The sequence below is a fragment of the Enterococcus casseliflavus genome (assembly GCF_029215545.1).
Taxonomy (GTDB): Bacteria; Bacillota; Bacilli; order Lactobacillales; family Enterococcaceae; genus Enterococcus_D; species Enterococcus_D casseliflavus.
This window is the reverse complement of sequence record NZ_CP119393.1, coordinates 1,095,001-1,114,912: the sequence shown is the minus strand read 5'-3', so window position 1 is coordinate 1,114,912 and position 19,912 is coordinate 1,095,001. Positions and strand designations below refer to the sequence as shown.

The window sequence follows — 19,912 nt, the reverse complement described above, 5'->3', positions numbered from 1 at the left end:
CGTGTAGCCTACTAAGTATGTAGAACATAAAGGAGCGACGGAATGAACGTTGGTATTGATAAAATAAATTTCTTTGTCCCCCCCTATTTTATAGATATGGTTGATCTAGCTCACGCCCGAGAGGTAGACCCGAATAAATTTACGATCGGGATCGGTCAAGATCAAATGGCGGTCAATAAAAAAACACAAGATATCGTCACCTTTGCCATGCACGCGGCAAAAGATATCCTTACGAAAGAAGATTTACAAGCAATTGATATGGTGATCGTCGGAACAGAATCTGGCATCGATGAATCAAAAGCTTCGGCAGTGGTTTTGCATCGCCTATTAGGTATCCAGCCATTTGCACGGTCCTTTGAAATCAAAGAGGCGTGTTACGGCGCAACGGCGGGCTTACAATTTGCCAAAGCCCATGTACAAGCCAATCCACAAAGCAAAGTTTTGGTCGTGGCTTCAGATATCGCCCGTTATGGCTTAGCTTCTGGTGGCGAGCCCACTCAAGGTGTGGGAGCTGTTGCTATGTTGATCTCGGCGGATCCAGCAATTTTGCAGCTTGAAAATGATAATTTGATGTTGACGCAAGATATTTATGATTTTTGGCGTCCAGTAGGACATCAATATCCAATGGTAGATGGTCATTTGTCAAATGCCGTTTATATCGATTCTTTCAAACAAGTTTGGCAAGCCCATTGCGAAAAAAATCAGCGGACAGCAAAAGATTATGCGGCTTTGAGCTTCCATATCCCTTATACAAAAATGGGTAAAAAAGCCTTGTTGGCTGTTTTTGCCGAAGAAGATGAAACAGAACAAAAACGCCTGATGGCTCGCTATGAAGAATCGATCGTTTACAGCCGTCGTACCGGTAACTTGTATACTGGTTCACTGTATCTGGGCTTGATCTCTTTATTGGAAAATTCCTCTAGCCTGCAAGCAAATGATCGAATCGGATTATTTAGCTACGGATCAGGAGCGGTTGCTGAATTTTTCAGCGGCTTGTTGGTACCCGGCTATGAAAAACAGTTGGCGCAAGCGGCACACCAAGCGTTGCTCGATGACCGTCAAAAGCTAACGATCGCTGAATACGAAGCGATGTTCAATGAGACGATCGATATCGATCAAGATCAATCCTTCGAAGATGATCTGCTTTATAGTATTCGTGAAATCAAAAATACCATTCGTTATTATAAAGAAGAAAACGAATGACCCTGAAAAAAACTTTGCTTCTTTTTTAGCTAAAAAGCCTGAAGGAACAAAGTTTTTTTCTTTCTTTGAAAATGATTGAAACGAAACTTGTTTTCCAAACATTTTCTGCATGTTATTCAAAAATTTTCAGATAATTCAGGAAAAACATTTGACAGTCCGCTTTTTTTTGTCTATACTAAAATCAATTCAAGTTTGGAGGAACTTTTTATGTTAAACACGACCGTATCCCCACAACTGAATACCTTTTACTTTAGCTACTTTAGATAGTTTGTATTCATATCACATTATGGATGCAAACCAAAAACGAGTTTTGTTTGTATCTATGATGGCTAAAGCATTTTAACTTGAACTTGCAGCCATGTAGAAAATCTTCTAAATGGTTGCCAATATACGTTTACGCTTGGTATAGGATCGAATCCATTTAGACGATTGTCTGAATGGATTTTTTTGTTCAGGTAAACCCCCATAAAAAAAGAGACGATCATAGGAGGAATTACAATGAAAATGAAAAAATGGATCACGACTGGGTTACTGACAGCTTCCCTACTGGCATTGGCAGCTTGCGGAGAATCAAGCAACACTTCGGAAGAAAACGACGGAACAAAAACAGTCGGTGTCTTACAATTGGTCGAACATGGCTCCTTGAATGCAGCCTACGAAGGGTTCAAAGAAGGCTTAGCAGAAGCGGGCTACACGGAAGGTGAAAACCTAACGATTGAATACCAAAATGCGCAAAACAGTCAAGACAATTTAAAAAGTATGAGCGAACGCCTAGTGAATGCCTCACCAGATCTTTTATTAGGCATTGCCACTCCTGCTGCTGTATCTTTAGCAAATGAAACCACCGACACCCCAATCGTAGTTACCGCAGTCACTGACTTAGTTGGAGCGAAATTGGCCGATTCAAATGAAGAACCTGGTCGCAACATCACCGGTACTTCAGACATGGTACCGATTGAGCAACAGATCAACTTGCTGTTAAGCATCGTGCCTGATGCCAAAACGATCGGCATTATGTATAACGCAGGTGAAGCCAATTCAAAAATCCAAGCTGACTTGGCAGAAGAAGCCTTAAAAGCTGCGGGCGTTGATGTAAAAGTATTGACCGCCAATACAACCAATGATGTGCAACAAGTAACCACCAGCCTTGCAAAAGATGTTGACGGCATTTATGTTCCAACAGATAATACCTTTGCCTCTGCTGCTGCAATCGTCGGCGAAGTTGCCAAAGAAACCAAAACACCGATCGTCGCTGGTTCCGTAGAACAAGTCGATGATGGTGCCCTAGCAACTTACGGTATTGATTATAAATCCCTTGGCATTCAAACAGGGAAACTAGCAGCGAAAATTTTGGATGGCGATGCAGAGCCAGCAACGACACCCGTTGAAACAGCGGATAATTTAGAGTTAGTCGTCAATGAAGAGATGGCTGCTGCTTTAGGGATTGACCCTGCCAGCATCACTGCACCAGAATAACCATACTAACTTAGATTTGAGGAAATCATATGAATTTAGTCGACACATTCTTGCTCTTACTACAATCTGCCACCTCTCAAGGGATCCTCTGGGCATTGCTGGCGATTGGTGTATTTTTAACCTTCCGTATTTTAGATATCGCTGATTTAACTGCAGAAGGGAGTTTCCCCTTAGGCGCTGGGATCGCAGCAATCAGTATTACGAATGGTCTCTCGCCTATTTTAGCGAGTCTGATGGGCTTTGGCGGCGGCATGGTAGCCGGCTTAGTATCTGGTCTGCTGCACACAAAACTAAAAATCCCTGCCTTATTGGCGGGGATCATCACGATGACTGGACTGTATTCCATCACAAATCGTGTGATGGGTGCTCCCAACATCGCCTTGCTGGGGCAAGACACGGTCTTCACCCAATTTCAAGCCATGGGACTGACCAAAAACAATGCCGTGATTCTTGCAGGCTTTCTCTTCGCGGCAATCGTCATTTTGTGCTTGTTCCTCTTTTTCCGTACAGAGATCGGCTTAGCATTGCGAGCGACGGGCGACAATTTAGCTATGAGCGAGGCCAACGGCATCAACACTGATAACATGAAGATTATCGGCTATATGATCTCTAATGGCTGTATCGCCCTCTCTGGTGCCCTCTTAGCCCAAAACAATGGCTTTGCTGATTTGAACTCAGGAATCGGTACGATCGTGATCGGTTTAGCATCGATCATTATTGCTGAAGTTTTATTTGCCAATAAATCTTTGCTTTTGCGATTGATCACCATCGTGATCGGGGCAATCGTTTATCGCTTTATCTTGGCCGTCGTATTCGAATTCAATGTCGAGGCCAACGATATCAAATTGGCATCTGCAATCGTCTTAGTCATCTGCCTCTCCTTACCGCAGCTTCGTTCAAAACTAGGACTTAAAAAGATGCTGCCAAAAACCAAAGGAGGCCAATCCTAATGACTTCAGTCTTAACAATCGAGAATCTACACCAAACCTTTGAAAAAGGAACGATCAATGAAAACCATGTCTTACGAGGCATTGACCTGACGATGAATACCGGTGATTTTATTACGATCATCGGTGGGAATGGTGCTGGAAAATCGACCCTCTTAAACAGTATCGCAGGAACGATCCCAACAGAACAAGGAAAAATCACCTTAGATGGGAAAGACATTACCCGTTTATCCGTGACCAAACGGTCAAAAGATATTAGTCGGGTCTTTCAAGATCCACGTATGGGGACCGCGGTTCGTTTGACCGTTGAAGAAAATTTAGCATTGGCTTACAAACGCGGCCAAGTCCGCGGATTTGCGACAGGCGTCAAAGCGAAAAACCGCGCGTTTTTCCAAGAGAAGTTAGCCAGCTTAAACTTAGGCTTAGAAAATCGCCTTTCTGCTGAGATTGGTTTGCTATCAGGCGGACAGCGGCAAGCCATCACCCTCTTGATGGCAACGTTGCAGCAGCCTAAATTGATTTTATTAGATGAACATACCGCGGCCCTTGATCCTAAAACCTCATTGACGGTCATGGCATTGACCGATCAGTTGATTCGGTCCCAACAGTTGACGGCTTTCATGGTCACTCATGACATGGAAGATGCCATTCGTTACGGCAATCGCCTGATCATGCTTCATCAAGGCAAGATCGTCGTAGACATTGCCGGTGAGCAAAAGCAGCATTTGACGGTCCCTGAATTGATGGAAATGTTCCATCAAAATAGTGGTGCTGAGTTGAAAGATGACCAATTGCTCTTACGCTCTTAACAAGCAAAAAAGGCACGTAGAAAGAATCTCCTTTCTACGTGCCTTTTGCTGTAATCACACTGCTTGCAAAAGCCTTACTTCGCTTCGTTTTCTGCAATGATGTCCGTTACCTTCATCAAGCGAGTCAATGTTGCTCGTTCGTCTTCTGCCAGATTGCTTTCGATGTATTGAATGGTTTCTGTCAGCTTGGGAATCGTCATATACTCTAACGCATTGACTCTTCGCCTCGTCCGTTCGATCTCATTGGCCATCAGTTGACAGGTTTTCTCGATCTCGGCCAACTGCAGCATCACTGGCAGCATTTGATCCAGATGGGACAACGAGAGATCCAGCTCACTGGTGGTACTCACAAAACCGTAGGAAAAATCATCATCCGAGCTTTCTTCTTCGTAAACAGGGTTCAACACTGGCACATCCATATTCATGATGGTTCGGCTTTGCACATCTAAGGTCACTTTATTCAAAGGGATCATAAAGGCTTCTTGCAAAACGACATCGGGAATACTACTAGAAGCTAGCACATACTCTTCCATTCCTGCTTGCAATGCGGTCTCCATCTTTTTACGAAGTTCCTGATTTTTCTTTACTAGCTGAATGAACTGGCGCACCAGCTCATCTTGCTTGTCTTTCAATAATTTGTGACCACGGGTTGCCGTCGTCAGCCGTTTTTTCAAACGACTTAGTTCCATCCGCGTCGGATTGACATTTAAGATCGCCATTAAGAACTCACATCCTCGTCCGTTGGGTAATAGGCGTCGATAAATTCTTCTTTGATACGGCTCAACTCTTGTTTTGGCAAGGTAGCTAATAGCTTCCAGCCTAAATCTAACGTTTCTTCAATCGTCCGATTGGTTTCAAATCCTTGATTGACGTACTCTTTTTCGAAAAGATCAGCAAAGCGCGCGTACTTTTTATCAAGATCAGATAAGGCAGACTCCCCTAAAACGATCGATAGCTCTTTGGCAGCTTTCCCATCGGAATAGGCGGCATAGATTTGATTCATCGTTGCCGCATGATCGGCACGGGTCTTACCTTCTCCCGTTCCTTTGTCCTTCAACCGTGAAAGACTTGGTAAAATATCCACTGGCGGGTTGATATTGCGCTTGTAAAGGTCCCGCGACAAAATAATTTGTCCTTCCGTGATATAGCCGGTCAAATCAGGGATCGGGTGGGTTTTATCGCCATCTGGCATCGTTAAGATCGGTATTTGTGTGACCGATCCTTCTTTGCCCATCAAACGTCCTGCCCGCTCATACAGCGTCGCTAAATTGGTGTATAGATACCCTGGATAGCCGCGACGTCCTGGAACTTCTCGGCGGGCAGCGGAGATTTCTCGCAATGCCTCGCAATAGTTCGTCATATCGGTCATGATCACTAAAACGTGCATGCCTTTTTCAAAAGCCAAATATTCTGCTGCGGTCAATGCCATCTTAGGGGTTGCGATCCGTTCGATTGCTGGATCATTGGCAAGGTTCATAAACAAAACAGAACGATCTAACGCACCGGTTTTGCGGAATTCATCCACGAAAAATTCAGCTTCTTCAAAAGGGATCCCAATTGCTGCGAAGACGATCGCGAAATTGCCTTCTTGGCTAGGTACTGTTGCTTGTCGTGCGATTTGAGCAGCGATCTCTTTATGCGGCAAACCAGACGCAGAAAAGATTGGTAGTTTTTGTCCACGAACTAATGTATTTAAATGATCGATGGTTGAGATCCCCGTTTGGATAAATTCATCTGGGAAGTCTCGTGCCATCGGATTGATGGCTTCACCGTTTACATCGATGCGTTTTTCTGGCAAGATTCTCGGGCCATTATCTTTTGGTTTTCCTAAACCGTCAAACACCCGACCCATCATATCTAGAGAAACTCCTAGAGTCAAACCAGTCCCTAGAAACCTTGCTTTGCTTTCTTCTGCACTCAAATTACTGGTACCTTCGAAGACTTGGACAACAGCATTGTCATCACTGACTTCCAGTACTTGTCCTTGACGGATCTCGCCTGTGTCCATGCGGACCTCAACGAGTTCGTCGAATTTCACGCCTCGAACATTTTCGACCACCATTAAGGGGCCAGCAATTTCGGAAACTGTACGATATTCTTTTAACATCAATGAACACCTCCAGTTTCAATGATTCGTTGTAACATTTCTTTGATGTCATGCTTGATCGTATCCAAGCGAGTCAATTCTTCTTCAGGAATGTATTTGCTGCGGGCGATGCGCTCACGCAGATCAACCGTTCCTTTGGTGATCTCATCTAAGTAAGCACCTAGCTGCAATGCACGCTGTGCTTGTTCATTAAAGTAGAGAATGTTTTCCAGCATTTTGAACTGCTTGTTGCGGGAAGTGTACGTATCAACGTCATCGAAGGCGTTTTGCTGCAAGTAGTCTTGTCTTAAAGAACGAGCAGTCATCATCGTCAAGCGGTCTTTCTGGGAAAGAGAGTCCATCCCTACCAGCTGAACGATTTCTTCTAATCGGCTTTCCTCTTGGAGAATCGCCATGGATTCATTGACTAGCTCCGACCAGCGATCACCTAATAATTGATCCAAATAAGAATTGATTTGATCCTCATAAAGGGAATAGGAATTCATCCAGTTGATGGATGGAAAATGCCGCTTTTGCGCCAACATACTATCCAATGCCCAAAAGACTTTCACGATTCGCAAGGTATTTTGAGTGACCGGTTCTGAGATGTCTCCTCCAGCAGGTGAAACCGCACCAATTGCGGTAATGCTTCCTTCCCGAGGTTGCGTGCCTAATGAATGGAAACGCCCTGCTCGCTCATAGTATTCCGCAATTCGACTTCCAAGGTAAGCCGGATAGCCTTCATCTCCTGGGATCTCTTGCAAGCGCCCACTCATTTCTCGCAGCGCTTCTGCCCAACGAGAAGTTGAATCTGCCATGATGGCAACACTATAGCCCATGTCACGGTAATATTCCGCGATCGTGATTCCTGTATAGATCGAGGCTTCCCGAGCAGCAACTGGCATATTCGACGTATTGGCGATCAATACCGTTCGTTCCATGATCGACTTGCCGGTATTCGGATCGATCAACTCAGGAAATTCGTTCATGACATCCCGCATTTCGTTGCCCCGCTCACCGCAACCGACATAGACCACGATATCCACATCTGACCATTTAGCGATCTGATGCTGAACGACTGTTTTTCCAGCACCAAAAGGTCCAGGAACAGCAGCTGAGCCGCCTTTTGCCACTGCAAAATAGGTGTCGATGACTCGCTGTCCAGTGACTAGCGGTTCGCCTGGATTTAATTTAGCAGTAACTGGCCGCGGTTGACGAACCGGCCATTTCTGTACCATTGTCAAGGATTTTTCACCCTCGATGGTTTCTAGAACACAGATGACTTCAGTAATCGCAAAATTTCCCACCATGATTTCTTTGACGGTTCCTTCATAGTTTGGTGGCACCATGATCTTATGCTCGATCACCGAAGTTTCTTGTACTGAACCTAAAATATCACCGGCTTGTACAGTATCGCCGACTTGTACTTGTGGGACGAAGGTCCATTTCTTTTGGCGATTCAGTGGATCGATGGTGACCCCCCGCTCCAAAAAATCACTCTCTGTTTGCGACATAAATGTATCTAATGGTCGTTGGATCCCATCAAACATCTGAGTCAACAAACCTGGTGCTAGTTCGACAGACAATGGTGCGCCTGTCGTTTCTACGGGCTCGCCTGGTCCGATCCCCGCTGTTTCTTCGTATACTTGGATCGAAACCAGCCCTTTTTTGATCTCAATGATCTCACCGATAAGGCCCTTGTCACTGACTTTGCAGATTTCGTGGATTTTTGCGCCACTTAATCCTGAGGCGGTGACCAGTGGTCCCGATACTTTTTCAATTGTGCCAAATGCCACATTTATTCCTCCTAGCTGGCTGACTTGTCTGTTATGAATCTAATATATTCATTCCTACCGCTTTTTCCACATTTTGCTGAATGCGTGCCATGCCGATCCCTAAACTACCCGTACTACTTGGAATCGGAATGATCGCTGGTGTCGGTACTTCTTCGTAACGACGAACGATCGGTTCTAATTGTTCGATCAACCGCTCGGTCAAAAAGATCACACCATACGCTTCAGCTATCTCTTCTAATTGTTGGGCGGCTTCATCCAAATCGCTGACTGGAAAGATATCGATCCCCAGCCCTTTGAAAGGCAAGATCGAGTTCTTACCACCCATCATTGCTATTTTTTTATGCATAACTATCACGCACCCGACTTCTTAAAATCTCTTCTGGCACCTTATTGATTTTACCAATCAAGAGAATACGCAAATTCTTGCTTTCAATTTCCTTGGCATACAGATACCCTGCCAATGCTGACGGCCCAAAAGGCACGATTTTTTGTTCTTTGAGCTTCGCCATTAGAAAATTGTCTTTACGTATATCAAAGGTATTCAAGGTCTTCTTTTCTACCAATTCTTCATAACTATGATTGATCAGCTCTTTATAAGGGGTTCCTTGCAAGTATCCCACAAACGCCTCAAGAGAAGTCGTGATTTCTGCTAACAACTCACTTGCAGGTAAATTCCCATGGTCGGCTAAAACTGCGCTGATAAAGCCGCGCTTGCGTTTCATCGCGTAACTGCGCAACGTTGTTGAAATATTGAAGATATCGATTTGACGGCGAATCAAGCTTTGCAGCAACTCGTCTTGGTATTCTTTACCGATCGTCCATAATTGCTCCCAATAATGGTTGTCAAAGATGATATCGATGGACTGGACTTCATGATAGTTCTCAATATAAGAAAAGACTTCTTCCACACAGGCAACCATCTCTTGCGCGACCTGAGTACTTTTTCTGGTCTTGACCAGATCTTTAAGGACGGAAAGTGGCTGGGTGCCGATTGGGACGAGATACGCCGAAAAATCTTCTTGCATATACGCCGCTTTTACTAAAACTTTCAGATTTTGATAGTCATATTTCAAAGCAAAGAAATCAACGATCGCTTTTTCTGGTGTCAACTGATACATCGTTTCGTATACCCGTTTCAACTCAGCCATCAGGACTTGTTCAAAATCGTGTACACGATCATCTTCATTGATGAAGTCACCATAAACCGTTTCTTGCAGCATCCCATAGATTTCCTCTGCGCTGGCAGCTGAGAGCATTCGCTCATAGCGACTACGATCGAATAATTGCGATTCATACGTCCGAATTCTCGTATTCAACGTATTATATTTGATGTCATTCATCTGTTTGCACCTGCTTACTGTTCAAAAATCAATTGCAGTAACGTATTGCTTAACTCTTCTTTGTTGGCTTCTAGTAGCGCATCAAAGGTAAAATTCAACTCAAATGCTTCTTGTCGCAACAAAAAGCCACCCTTGCGAGGGATCGTTTTATTTACCAGTTTCAGCTGAACTTCTGGGACCGATGCTTGCAACTTAGTAAGGAATTCCTCATCAACGAAATGACGGGACTTCTCGCCTAAAAGCAACTCGACCTCACCAGTTAACCGTGCATTCGCCAAGCCTTTCGCGATAAACGTATAAAATGCTGCCTGATCCATCGTGTTCAAACGGGTCAGAGCCTCAGAAAACAGCTCATCTAAGACGGACTGCTTTGCTGCCAAGACCTTGTTTCTTGATTGGATATGCACATCTGAGATTTCCAAATACATCGCAGCACGTTTTTCTTTTTCATAAAAAGCTAACCGTTCATTAAGCTCTTTTTCTAACTGTGCTCGTTTTAAATTTTCTTGGTTTTCACTTTCTTTTTGTGCTTCTTTGATTTGAAGCTGGTATTTCTTTTCCGCATCAGCGGTTATTTTGTCAGTTAAACGTGTAATATCAGACATTCACTTTTCCCTCCTCTTAATTCAAGACAAGCAAGAAGGAAATAACGAACCCTAAAATACAATACGTTTCCATCATCGCTACCAAGATAATTCCTTTGGTCACATGTTCTGGTTTTTTTGCTAAAATCTGCATCGCAGCACTTGCGGCACGTCCTTGCCATTTACCGGCGATAATTGCTGTTAACGCGATCGGTAATGAAGCGATAAACAAATACAACCCGCGATCGAATGAGATCGAACCACTGATCTGACCAAAAATCATAAAGGAGATTACAAAGCCGTATAGCCCCTGGGTACTAGAAAGCAATTCCAAAATCAACGCTTGCCCGAATTTCTCTGGCTGCTCTGAGATCAAGCCTGATGCTGCTTCACTGGTCATCCCAACACCGATCGTTGATCCGATACCACCACAAATCGTTGCGGTCGCTACACCTAAAGCTGCAAAAACAATTCCACCATTTTCGTAAAAGAAACTAATCCAATTTTCCATTATTATCCTCCTGTAACTTTTCTTCTGAGATGATCTCTACATAATTTTCATTTGATTTGAACGGGTCAAAGGCACGTCCGCCCCCCGTAAAGAATTTTCCAAAATACTCCAAATACTGCAAGCGAATACCATGAACATACGCACTAAGGTAACTTAAGAAAATATTCAGGCCATGTAGCGCCACAAATAATAAGATACCGACGGTAAACCGGGCTGCTGGCGGCAAGTAGCTAATGATCAAGTTGAAGGCTGAGGCGATACTTCCGCCGGCCACCCCTAACGCCATCAGACGGGTGTAACTGATCAAGTCACCAACATAATTGGTCACATCCATCAATCCGTACAATCCAGAACCGATTTTTCCTGCCAACGTTTTTCCTTCTAAACTGCCTCCGATTGCCACTGCTAAAAGACTGGCAGCGATCATTACGATCCCAATCGTTTGTAACGGGGTGTCAGGGAAAAGCAGCATTCCTGCGGCGACAAAAACGACACTGATCAAAAAGACGATCCACGAACCGGCTTGGAACATCGCAGCCAGTTTCTGATCTTTTTTCTTCCATAAAATATAGAATTTCAGCGCCAATCCAAACATGATCTGAATGTACCCAAAGATCACGGATAAGACTAAGATCTGATTGACATCATCCTGGGCAGACAACAGTTGGAATGAGAATTCAAATCCAAAGAAGTTGCCATAGATCAAGCCCCAAATAATCGTAGGGATCGAGCACAACTGAAAGAGGGTCAAATTTTGTTCCAGCCCTTTGCTGAGGTGGAACAGCTTTTTCCCCAGGAATGTCGCCAGAAACAAGAGCAACCCATAGCCAAAATCGGCAACCATCATCCCGAATGCCACCATGTAAAAAGGCGCCATAAATGGTGTCGGATCTAACTCGTCATATTGCGGCAAGCTGTACATCCGAACAAGTCCTTCAAAAGGTTTGATCCAACGTGCGTTTTCTAATAAAATCGGCACATCAGCCAGCTCTTTTTCCGTCACTTCTTGGTATTCGAGGTAATAGTTATCCGTGGTCCCTTTTTTGATACGTTTTTCTAATTCGGCCGCCCCATCAACAGGAACCCAGCCAGAAATTGATACCGCATGAGTCGAACGCAAAAGCATTTTACTGCTTTTTAAGCGGGTGATCGTTCCATCTAAATACTCGGCAACGATCCGCAAGGTTTCTTGCTCTTTTGTCATCGCACCAAGAGAAGCTTTGATTTCTTTTTCTTCATCAATTAGACGTTGGGATTTTTCTTTCATCGTTTGCAGATCTTCTTCTGGAATCCCCTCATAAGGGTAGATGTATTGCTCGAAGGCTGCTTTCTTTAGAAGAGTAGTTACTTTTTCTTTTACATCTTTATGGAAAAGTACCAATAAGTAAGTTGTCGTTTGTGATTGATAAATGGTTTCGACATAGACAAGCGGCAGCTTTTCACTGTTGGTCGTAAAGTCAGCCATTTCAGAAGTAGGAATCGATCCTAACAAGCCACCTGATTTTTTTAATTCTTTTAAAACAGCTGGTCGTTCTTTGAAATACTTCCAGATCGACAGTTCTGCTTCTTGTGCTAATACATCGCGTTTTTCTTGATCAATCAAGCGAAGACGTTTGTCTTGTTTACGAAGGGTTTGGCATAATTCTTGCCAAGGATAGGTGTGGGCTGTTTCAGCTAATTCTTGAAGGGTATATTTTTTGATTGGTTGCCGCAGTTGTGCCAGCATTCCTTTTTTGGGTACATATTCTTCTAAAAAATTTAAGCTCCAGTTGACTTGACCAAACTGGTTCTCCATTTCTTCTTCAGACTGTTCCTCGCGAACCGGTGTCAAAACACCCGTCGTTTCTTCAGAATCATAATATTTTTCCGAAGAAAGCAGTTCTACGCCTTGAAAGTCTTGCAGCTGCTCTAAAACAGCTTCTTTCTGATCGTAAAAGGTCAACAGACTGAACTTTTGCATTTTTGCAATTGCCATTTATGTCACAACCTTATTTATTATTATTGCTAATGCTTCTTCTTTCAATTCATTAGGGATCGTTCGCAGTGTTTCCACTTCTGCTTGGGTCTTAGCCAAGAGTGGTTCCTTAGACTGTACCAACTCAGCTGCGATTTTTTGGTTGATTGCTTCTTTTTGTTGGGCTTCTTTTTCTGCCAACTCTTTTTTAAACGCCTTCAACCGTTCTTCTCTTGCTTGTGCCAATTGTTTTTTTTCTGCTTCTGCTTCTTTATTTTTATTTTCTGCAAATTGCTCTGCTTCTTGTAATAATCGAATGGCATCTACTGTCATTTTCTCACCTGCTTTCACTTTTTTTCCGCAAAAAAAACCACTACAAATCAAGCATATGGCATTCGCTGATCGTAGGGTGTCAAAAATCAATAAGTGGCAAATACCTTCACCTATTTCCGTTTTCTAATATAACCGTAACATAAATTTTGCGATAGAACAAGGTTCCTAGCGTTTTTTTATAGTCTTTACATATAAAAGTCACAAAAATTACACATTTTCACAAAAAGAAATCCTTTTCATTTTATTGGGGGTTAAATGATGACAAAAAAGAAAGGGGACTGTGACATAAGTCCATAGAAGAAAACCGCAAGAAATGACGAGAAATCGTTCATTTCTTGCGGTTTTTTGGGTAAAATAAAAAGGAGCACCGGTTGCCGCCAATGCCCCATCATTTAATCCTGAAAGGACTAAACAAAATGTATACTAATTATAACATGAATCAACTCACTTTGGATCTATCTACTTCATTTTTTCCAAAAGAAAATCATGTCGCCGTTTTTATCCATGAACTGGTCGAAGCGCTTCAGATTAATGACCCCTATCTTTTTGGTCGACCAAGAGAATATGATTTAGGTGCCATGTTGAAGTTGGTTCTTTTTGCGTATACGCGAGAAACCTTTACAAGTCGCAAGATTGAACGCTTAGCTGAAGAAAACCTATATGCTCGCTGGTTGACGCAAGAACGGGTTCCAACTTATCGAACGATCGCCCGTTTTTGTGTATCTAACGATGTGCAGGAGTTGACCAATAAAGGCTTAGATCAGTTGACAGAGTATCTGCGTGCACGGAATCTGATTGATGATGCGTTGTTTATTGACGGTACAAAAATCTTGGCAGATGCGAATAAGTACAGCTTTGTCTGGAAGAAAAACACGATCCGATTCGATCAAATGAATCGCGAAAAACTGCTTACTATGATGACGGAACTAAGAGAAGCGTATGCCCTGAAACAGATTCCCGAAGGGACGACCTTGACAGTATACATGATAGATGAACTGTTAACACGGATGGAACTACGTCTGGAAGAACTAGAAAAAGAAGTTGAGGCAACGAAACGTCTTTCGCCAAATCCAGCGAAACAACAACGGCGAACGTTGAAAAGCCAAGTACGCAAATTAAATACAAAACGAGAAAAACTTCTGGAACATCAAACGCAGTTTTCTACTTATGGGACAAGAAACAGTTATTCAAAAACTGATCATGATGCGACATTCATGCGCGTAAAAGAAGACCCTATGAAAAATGGCCAACTTAAGCCTGCGTATAACCTGCAGATCGCTACTTGTAATCAATTTGTACTCGGCTACGATGTCTTTCAAAACCCAACAGACACTAAGACGCTGAAACCATTACTGGAAAAGATGAAGATTGCACAAAAGTCCCCTCATTATTTGGTCGCCGATGCAGGCTATGGTTCAGAAAGCAATTACCGCTATATAGAAGATGAACTTCCCCAGCATACTGCACTGATTCCTTATGGAACGATGTTTAAAGAACAAAGCAAGAAATGGCAGACAGATGATCGGAAAGTAATGAATTGGGATTATGAGCCTAAGGAGGACTTTTACATCGACCCCAAAGGGGTACGATTCAATTTTCATGCTTACCGTCAACGAACAGATGCGGATGGCTTTGTCCGAGATTTTAAAGAATACCAAGCAGAAAAAACGGATGCGAACCAAGCGCTCATTCCTGAAGCCTTAACCCCAAAGGGGAATCGCAGAAAGATCACTGTAAATCCGTCTTGGGAATACCATAAAGAAAAACAAAAAGAGCGCTTATCAACGCCTGAAATTCAAAAAATATATGGTCGGAGAAAGATCGACGTGGAAACAGTCTTCGGATTTATGAAGGCTTGTTTGGGTTTCACTCAATACACGGTTCGGGGCTTAGAAAAAGTCAGAAAACAGACGGGTTTACTCATTACGGCAATCAATATGATGAAATTGACAAAAATAGGTACTTGAACTACCCAAAATGAATAAAAAAAACAAGGAGCACTCGAAAAATCACATGATTTTCGAGTGCTCCTTATATTTTGGAGAGCGTAACTAGTTAACTTATGTCACGCCCCCTTTCTTTTAGTTTTTTCTCGTCTTTTTCTTAACTTAAATGCTTCTAAAGAAAAGACAAGTATTTAAAATAACAAAGCATCGACCTACTCACGTATAAACGGCATACTCATACAGCGGGGGCCCCCGCGTCCGCGAACCAATTCGCTGCCCGAGATTTCATTCAAAATGACTCCTGCCTCTTTTAACAGCCCATTGGTAATGGTGTTGCGGTCATAGACCACGACTTCTCCAGGTGCAATCGCCAAGGTATTAGACCCATCATTCCATTGCTCTCTAGCTGCCGCTGCTAAATCGTCGCCACCACAGCGGATCAAGTGGACTTCAGGCAAATCTAAATAACGGCAAAGAATGTTTTCCAACGTATCTTTTTCCTCATATACTCGCACGCCGTCCTTGTGTTTAGTGATTGAATACAGCGAAAGTTCTCCCTCGATTTCTGGATGGATCGTGAACTTATCATGATCCACCATCGTGAAGACCGTATCTAAATGCATAAATTTTCGTTCTTCGCCGATATTAAATGCCAAGATATGTTCGAAACTCGGTTCTGTGGCAAAAATCGTTTCGGCAATTTTTTCAATTGAGGCAACTTCTGTTCGTTGAGAGATCCCGATCGCCACGATTTTATCAGATAAAATCAGCTGATCGCCGCCTTCCATCCGCGTCGTTTCGTCCCGATGATACAAAAAGTTCGTCTCATTGCGGGCAAACATCGGATGGTGCGTAAAAATTTGTTTTCCGTAGAGGGTTTCCCGTCTTCTCGTTGCAGAATACATTCGATTCAAGGAAACACTGTGACCAATCGTCGCAAACGGATCTCGCGTGAAATATAGGTTTGGCATTGGATCGATCAAGAAAGGATATTCTGTTTCAACGATTGCCGTTAAGTTACTGGCTTTTGAAATTTCTACCTCACTTTTTTTCAAGCCCGCCATCGTATGATCGATAAAGGCGCGATTGTCTTTAATCGACAGGAAAAAGTTGCGCACTTCGTTGCGAATCTCTTCATCAAGGATCGTTGTTTCATTTAAATAGTCTTCTAAAAAGGCCTCTTTGGCACCAGTTGTTGTCAATGTTTCAGCAGCTAGATCCTCCAAATAAAGGACTTCCACCCCTTTGCTTCTTAACGTATCCGCAAAAAAATCATGTTCTTTTTGCGCTTGGGTTAAAAAAGGAATATCATCAAACAACAATCGATCAAGATAATCCGGCATCAAGTTTTCTAATTCTGCGCCTGGACGATGCAGCAGCACCCGTTTTAAAGGGGCAATCTCAGAAAAAATCTGTATTGGCTGGTTCATGAACTTGTCTCTCCTTCTTGGCAATTTTGTTGAATAACTTATGTCATTCATTTTTTTGATTCCTCATCACATAATTATTCATTTCTCTGACTCATCGTGTTTTTTCTACTCGTAATTCAAAGTTTTTTTGGATCCTATAGTTATAAACATGCATTTCAGCAAAAAGAAACCTCCGATAAAAAAACAACTTTCTAAGAATGTAAATTCTAGATACTTTAATTTACCGCCTTTTTCAATTGTATATTTTTGTTAAAAAAACAGCAAGGCAAAAGAACTGATGGAAGATAGTCCTAGCTGCGAAACCAGATTGAATTATTTTTGTTTTTTTGGATCATTTCATGATTTTCAAATGATACCGCTATCAAACAGATAAATATTTGCTATGATTCAAGTATCTTAATGCTAAAGAAACGTCTATAAAGGAGCGATTTGATGAAAACGCAACGTCAACTTTACTATGGTGCCGACTACAATCCTGAACAATGGTCTAAAGAAGTCATTCTTGAAGATATGCGCTTAATGAAAGAAGCAGGTGTGAACTATGTAAGTATCAATATTTTTGGCTGGGTCAATCTGCAGCCAGATGAATCCACCTATGATTTTGATTTTCTGGACTGGTTGATGGATCTTTTATATGAAAACAATATCATGATCGACCTAGCCAACGGAACGGCTTCGCCTCCCGCTTGGCTTGTTCAAAAACATCCTGAGATGCTGCCTGTGACCATTCATGGCAATCGACTGGTTCATGGGGCGCGCCAGCACTACTGTCCGACTTCCCCTATCTATCGTCAATATGCCACCGATTTGTCGGAAGCAGTCGCAAACCGTTATGCCAATCATCCAGGGCTAGTCATGTGGCATATCAATAACGAATATACCTGTCACATCCACGAGTGTTATTGCGATCATTGTCGGAAAAGATTTCAGACATGGTTAGCAGAGAAATATCAGACCATCGCTGGATTGAATGATGCGTGGTCAACCAAGTTTTGGAGTCAATCCTATGGCAGCTGGGAGGAAATTTTTCTACCTGAAGCGATGCCGACCTTCAAAAATCCTGCGCAGCAGTTAGACTATCGCCGTTTTCTTTCCGACATGAATCTGGAGCTCTATCAACTCGAAAAGGCGGCGATCGCAAAATATTCACAAGGCATCCCTTACATGACCAATCTGATGGGCTTGCACAAATACGTGGATGGGTTTAAATGGGCACCCGAAATGGATGTAGTCAGCTGGAATTCGTACCCGAATCCCTTTGAAAAGATCCCTTACCCGCAATTTCTTGCTAACGATCTAACTCGTAGTTTAAAGAAAAAACCTTTTTTGATCATGGAACAAGCCACCAGCGCCGTTAATTGGCGGCAAATCAATGGTGCCAAGACACCCAACCAGCTGCGTCTTTGGAGTTATGAAGCGCTCGCTCATGGCGCTGATGGCATCATGTTCTTCCAATGGCGGCAGTCTCGTGGCGGTGCGGAAAAATTTCATAGTGCGATGGTGCCTCACGGAGATCCTCATTCAAGCCGTATCTTTCGTGAATGTGCGCAACTAGGTAACGAATTTTCGCAACTGTCGGAAATTGTTGGGACGCGCTTCTTGGCTGATGTCGCGGTTGTCTTTGACTGGGAAAATTGGTGGGCGCTGGAATTGGATGCCAAACCAAGCACCTTAAAGTACATTCATCAGTTACGCAGCCTGTATGGCGCGCTAAGGGCGTTAAATCTGAGCGTAGACTTTGTCCATCCTTCCGAATCCCTAGACGGCTATCCTTTAGTGATCGCCCCAAATCTCTATTCAGCACCAGAAGCCTTCGGTAAGAAAATCAATGATTACGTGCGACAAGGTGGCATCTTCTTGACGAATTTCTTTAGTGGGATCGTCAATGAATATGACCAAGTCTATCTTGGGGGCTATCCAGGACTGTTTAGGGACACCTTAGGGATCATTGTAGAAGAGTTTTACCCAATGAAATCAGCTATCCATCACCAAATTGACTTCCAAGGTCGTCGGTACGACAATTCTCTATGGGAGGAAGTCATTCATCTAAATGGTGCGAAAGCTTTGGCAACCTTCCAATCCGGTTATTTGTCCGATAAGCCAGCCATTACTATGAATCAGATCGACGATGGGTATGCGTATTACGTGGGAACAGAATTGTCTCTTGAAGGGCTAACTACATTTTTAGCGACCATTCTGGAAAATCATAAATTAGCGACTCATGCCCAGCACTTCTTGGCTGCTCCTACTGAAGTCTCCGTTACCTGTCGCAAAGGTGCTGGCTATACACTCGTCTTTCTCTTAAACCATACGGAGCAGACAACCAAAGTGAAGCTGAAAGCCCCTGGAGCAGACCTTCTAACCAAAGAAACCAGACAGTTGGTAGTTCTGAAACCAAAAGAAGTCGCAGTTCTTAAGTATGTTGATTGATCTAAGGAAAAAGAACCTCCATGAAGCGATCGCTTCATGGAGGTTCTTTTATAGACGTTACTAGATTCAGGGAGATTCTTTAGACTAGCGATAGGCATTTTCTAAATAAGAGGCTATCTTTTGTCTTCGCTCTCCATCTCTTTTTTCTGAATAGTGATACTCTGGATTAGTCCAATGGGATTTGTCGTACAACCAAACAGGCATTTTTTTCGCTTCGTCGGTTTCCCATTCATAACGGGGAAACAAATGTGCATGAAGAAAGTTATCGGTATTTCCCAATAGTTCATAATTGATTCTCAATGGAGAACAAGCTTGTATTATAGCATCTCCTAAAAGAGTCATATCAGTTAAGAAAATCTGTCGCTCGCTTAAATCTAGATCATTTAAAGAAGCCACCTCTCTTTTAGGTAATAATACACAATATCCGGGAAGAAATTGGACATCGCCATAAACAGCAAAACTGCCAGACAATTCTTTGATCACCATTGGATTTGTCCCATCTATCGCTGATTTGATTCTATTCTCATACCATTTCAATTTGATCCCCCTCTTTCCTGTTCCTTGCAGCTATTCATGTAAAAACTATACAAGATTAAAGAAAGGCTTTCAATAGTAACAAAACAAAAAAATCTTTGCTATACGAGTGGTCCTTCAAAATCGTATTTGTAGACTTTTATAAACAAAAAAATGTATCAATCTTATAAAAGACTGATACATCAATGATACCGGCGGCCGGGGTCGAACCGGCACGCCCTCAACGGGCACTGGATTTTGAGTCCAGCGCGTCTGCCAATTCCGCCACGCCGGCATGTTGAAAGGTTAGTATTTAGTACTAAGGCGGTAACCGGATTTGAACCGGTGATGAAGGTTTTGCAGACCTCTGCCTTACCACTTGGCTATACCGCCATTATACTATTGTTGCAATCTACAATCAAGTGAAGATTGTACTGGGGTAGCTGGATTCGAACCAACGCATGACGGAGTCAAAGTCCGTTGCCTTACCGCTTGGCTATACCCCAAAAATGAAAGGGCGAATGATGGGAATCGAACCCACGAATGCCGGAGCC

General features: G+C 43.0%; 17 protein-coding genes and 4 tRNA genes (1 of these 21 cut by a window edge). 6 read left to right on the top strand and 15 right to left on the bottom strand.

From position 1 onward, the window contains the following. The first annotated feature begins 42 nt into the window (after positions 1-42). The 4 genes from P0G38_RS05450 to P0G38_RS05435 all read left to right on the top strand — a co-directional run bounded on the left by P0G38_RS05450 (position 43) and on the right by P0G38_RS05435 (position 4,435). Entirely contained in the window at positions 43-1,203 is a 1,161-nt protein-coding gene (locus P0G38_RS05450) for a hydroxymethylglutaryl-CoA synthase (RefSeq protein ID WP_074536687.1), read from the top strand. 498 nt (positions 1,204-1,701) lie between these two features. Further along, positions 1,702-2,679, top strand: coding sequence for an ABC transporter substrate-binding protein (locus P0G38_RS05445; RefSeq protein WP_010749214.1), 978 nt, complete (start codon positions 1,702-1,704; stop codon positions 2,677-2,679). 29 nt (positions 2,680-2,708) lie between these two features. Then, positions 2,709-3,629 (top strand): ABC transporter permease, encoded by a 921-nt coding sequence (locus P0G38_RS05440; protein WP_005229245.1) that lies wholly within the window; start codon positions 2,709-2,711, stop codon positions 3,627-3,629. Further along, positions 3,629-4,435, top strand: a complete 807-nt coding sequence (locus tag P0G38_RS05435; protein WP_015510090.1) for an ABC transporter ATP-binding protein — start codon at positions 3,629-3,631, stop codon at positions 4,433-4,435. The genes P0G38_RS05440 and P0G38_RS05435 overlap by 1 nt, the downstream gene beginning before the upstream one ends. 74 nt (positions 4,436-4,509) lie before the next feature. Here the strand turns inward: P0G38_RS05435 and P0G38_RS05430 are convergent, their stop codons facing one another. The 9 genes from P0G38_RS05430 to P0G38_RS05390 are packed head-to-tail and all read right to left on the bottom strand — an operon-like array spanning position 4,510 to position 13,039. Beyond that, positions 4,510-5,154: a V-type ATP synthase subunit D gene (locus P0G38_RS05430; protein WP_005229243.1), complete on the bottom strand. Its 645-nt coding sequence runs from the start codon at positions 5,152-5,154 to the stop codon at positions 4,510-4,512. Then, the gene (locus P0G38_RS05425) at positions 5,154-6,542 is read right to left on the bottom strand and encodes a V-type ATP synthase subunit B (protein WP_005237151.1); all 1,389 of its coding nucleotides are present in this window, start codon (positions 6,540-6,542) and stop codon (positions 5,154-5,156) included. The genes P0G38_RS05430 and P0G38_RS05425 overlap by 1 nt, the downstream gene beginning before the upstream one ends. Further along, the gene (locus P0G38_RS05420; protein ID WP_275854290.1) at positions 6,542-8,317 is read right to left on the bottom strand and encodes a V-type ATP synthase subunit A; all 1,776 of its coding nucleotides are present in this window, start codon (positions 8,315-8,317) and stop codon (positions 6,542-6,544) included. The genes P0G38_RS05425 and P0G38_RS05420 overlap by 1 nt, the downstream gene beginning before the upstream one ends. 31 nt (positions 8,318-8,348) lie before the next feature. Continuing rightward, on the bottom strand, positions 8,349-8,663 hold the full coding sequence (locus tag P0G38_RS05415; protein ID WP_016613063.1) for a V-type ATP synthase subunit F: 315 nt from the start codon (positions 8,661-8,663) through the stop codon (positions 8,349-8,351). Next, positions 8,656-9,657, bottom strand: coding sequence for a V-type ATP synthase subunit C (locus P0G38_RS05410; protein WP_005229238.1), 1,002 nt, complete (start codon positions 9,655-9,657; stop codon positions 8,656-8,658). Before P0G38_RS05410 ends, P0G38_RS05415 begins: the two co-directional genes overlap by 8 nt. 14 nt (positions 9,658-9,671) lie before the next feature. Beyond that, positions 9,672-10,262, bottom strand: coding sequence for a V-type ATP synthase subunit E (locus P0G38_RS05405; RefSeq protein WP_275854286.1), 591 nt, complete (start codon positions 10,260-10,262; stop codon positions 9,672-9,674). A 16-nt stretch (positions 10,263-10,278) separates the two neighbouring features. After that, positions 10,279-10,752: a V-type ATP synthase subunit K gene (locus P0G38_RS05400; protein ID WP_005229236.1), complete on the bottom strand. Its 474-nt coding sequence runs from the start codon at positions 10,750-10,752 to the stop codon at positions 10,279-10,281. Next, complete coding sequence (locus tag P0G38_RS05395) at positions 10,736-12,727, bottom strand: V-type ATP synthase subunit I (protein ID WP_275854282.1); 1,992 nt, start codon at positions 12,725-12,727, stop codon at positions 10,736-10,738. Before P0G38_RS05395 ends, P0G38_RS05400 begins: the two co-directional genes overlap by 17 nt. Then, positions 12,728-13,039, bottom strand: coding sequence for a hypothetical protein (locus P0G38_RS05390; protein ID WP_015510092.1), 312 nt, complete (start codon positions 13,037-13,039; stop codon positions 12,728-12,730). It lies immediately after the preceding gene. Positions 13,040-13,455: 416 nt separating this feature from the next. Here P0G38_RS05390 and P0G38_RS05385 point away from each other — a divergent pair, with 416 nt between their 5' ends. Beyond that, positions 13,456-15,006 (top strand): IS1182 family transposase, encoded by a 1,551-nt coding sequence (locus P0G38_RS05385; RefSeq protein ID WP_275854278.1) that lies wholly within the window; start codon positions 13,456-13,458, stop codon positions 15,004-15,006. Between the two features lie 191 nt (positions 15,007-15,197). On the opposite strand, the gene arcA is transcribed toward P0G38_RS05385, so the two are convergent. Further along, positions 15,198-16,415, bottom strand: a complete 1,218-nt coding sequence (gene arcA / locus P0G38_RS05380) for an arginine deiminase (RefSeq protein ID WP_010749205.1) — start codon at positions 16,413-16,415, stop codon at positions 15,198-15,200. Between the two features lie 432 nt (positions 16,416-16,847). On the opposite strand from arcA, the gene P0G38_RS05375 reads away from it, so the two are divergent. Further along, complete coding sequence (locus P0G38_RS05375) at positions 16,848-18,845, top strand: beta-galactosidase (protein WP_275854274.1); 1,998 nt, start codon at positions 16,848-16,850, stop codon at positions 18,843-18,845. Positions 18,846-18,929: 84 nt separating this feature from the next. On the opposite strand, the gene P0G38_RS05370 is transcribed toward P0G38_RS05375, so the two are convergent. From P0G38_RS05370 to P0G38_RS05350, 5 genes are all read right to left on the bottom strand, one after another. Further along, a complete protein-coding gene (locus tag P0G38_RS05370; RefSeq protein WP_015510095.1) occupies positions 18,930-19,382 on the bottom strand; it encodes an HIT family protein in 453 nt (150 codons plus the stop codon). 186 nt (positions 19,383-19,568) lie between these two features. Beyond that, positions 19,569-19,653, bottom strand: a tRNA-Leu gene (locus P0G38_RS05365). A 27-nt stretch (positions 19,654-19,680) separates the two neighbouring features. Beyond that, positions 19,681-19,751 (bottom strand) — tRNA-Cys (locus tag P0G38_RS05360). Positions 19,752-19,792: 41 nt separating this feature from the next. Next, a tRNA-Gln gene (locus tag P0G38_RS05355) sits at positions 19,793-19,864 on the bottom strand. Between the two features lie 10 nt (positions 19,865-19,874). Continuing rightward, a tRNA-His gene (locus P0G38_RS05350) sits at positions 19,875-19,912 on the bottom strand; it runs 35 nt beyond the window's last position.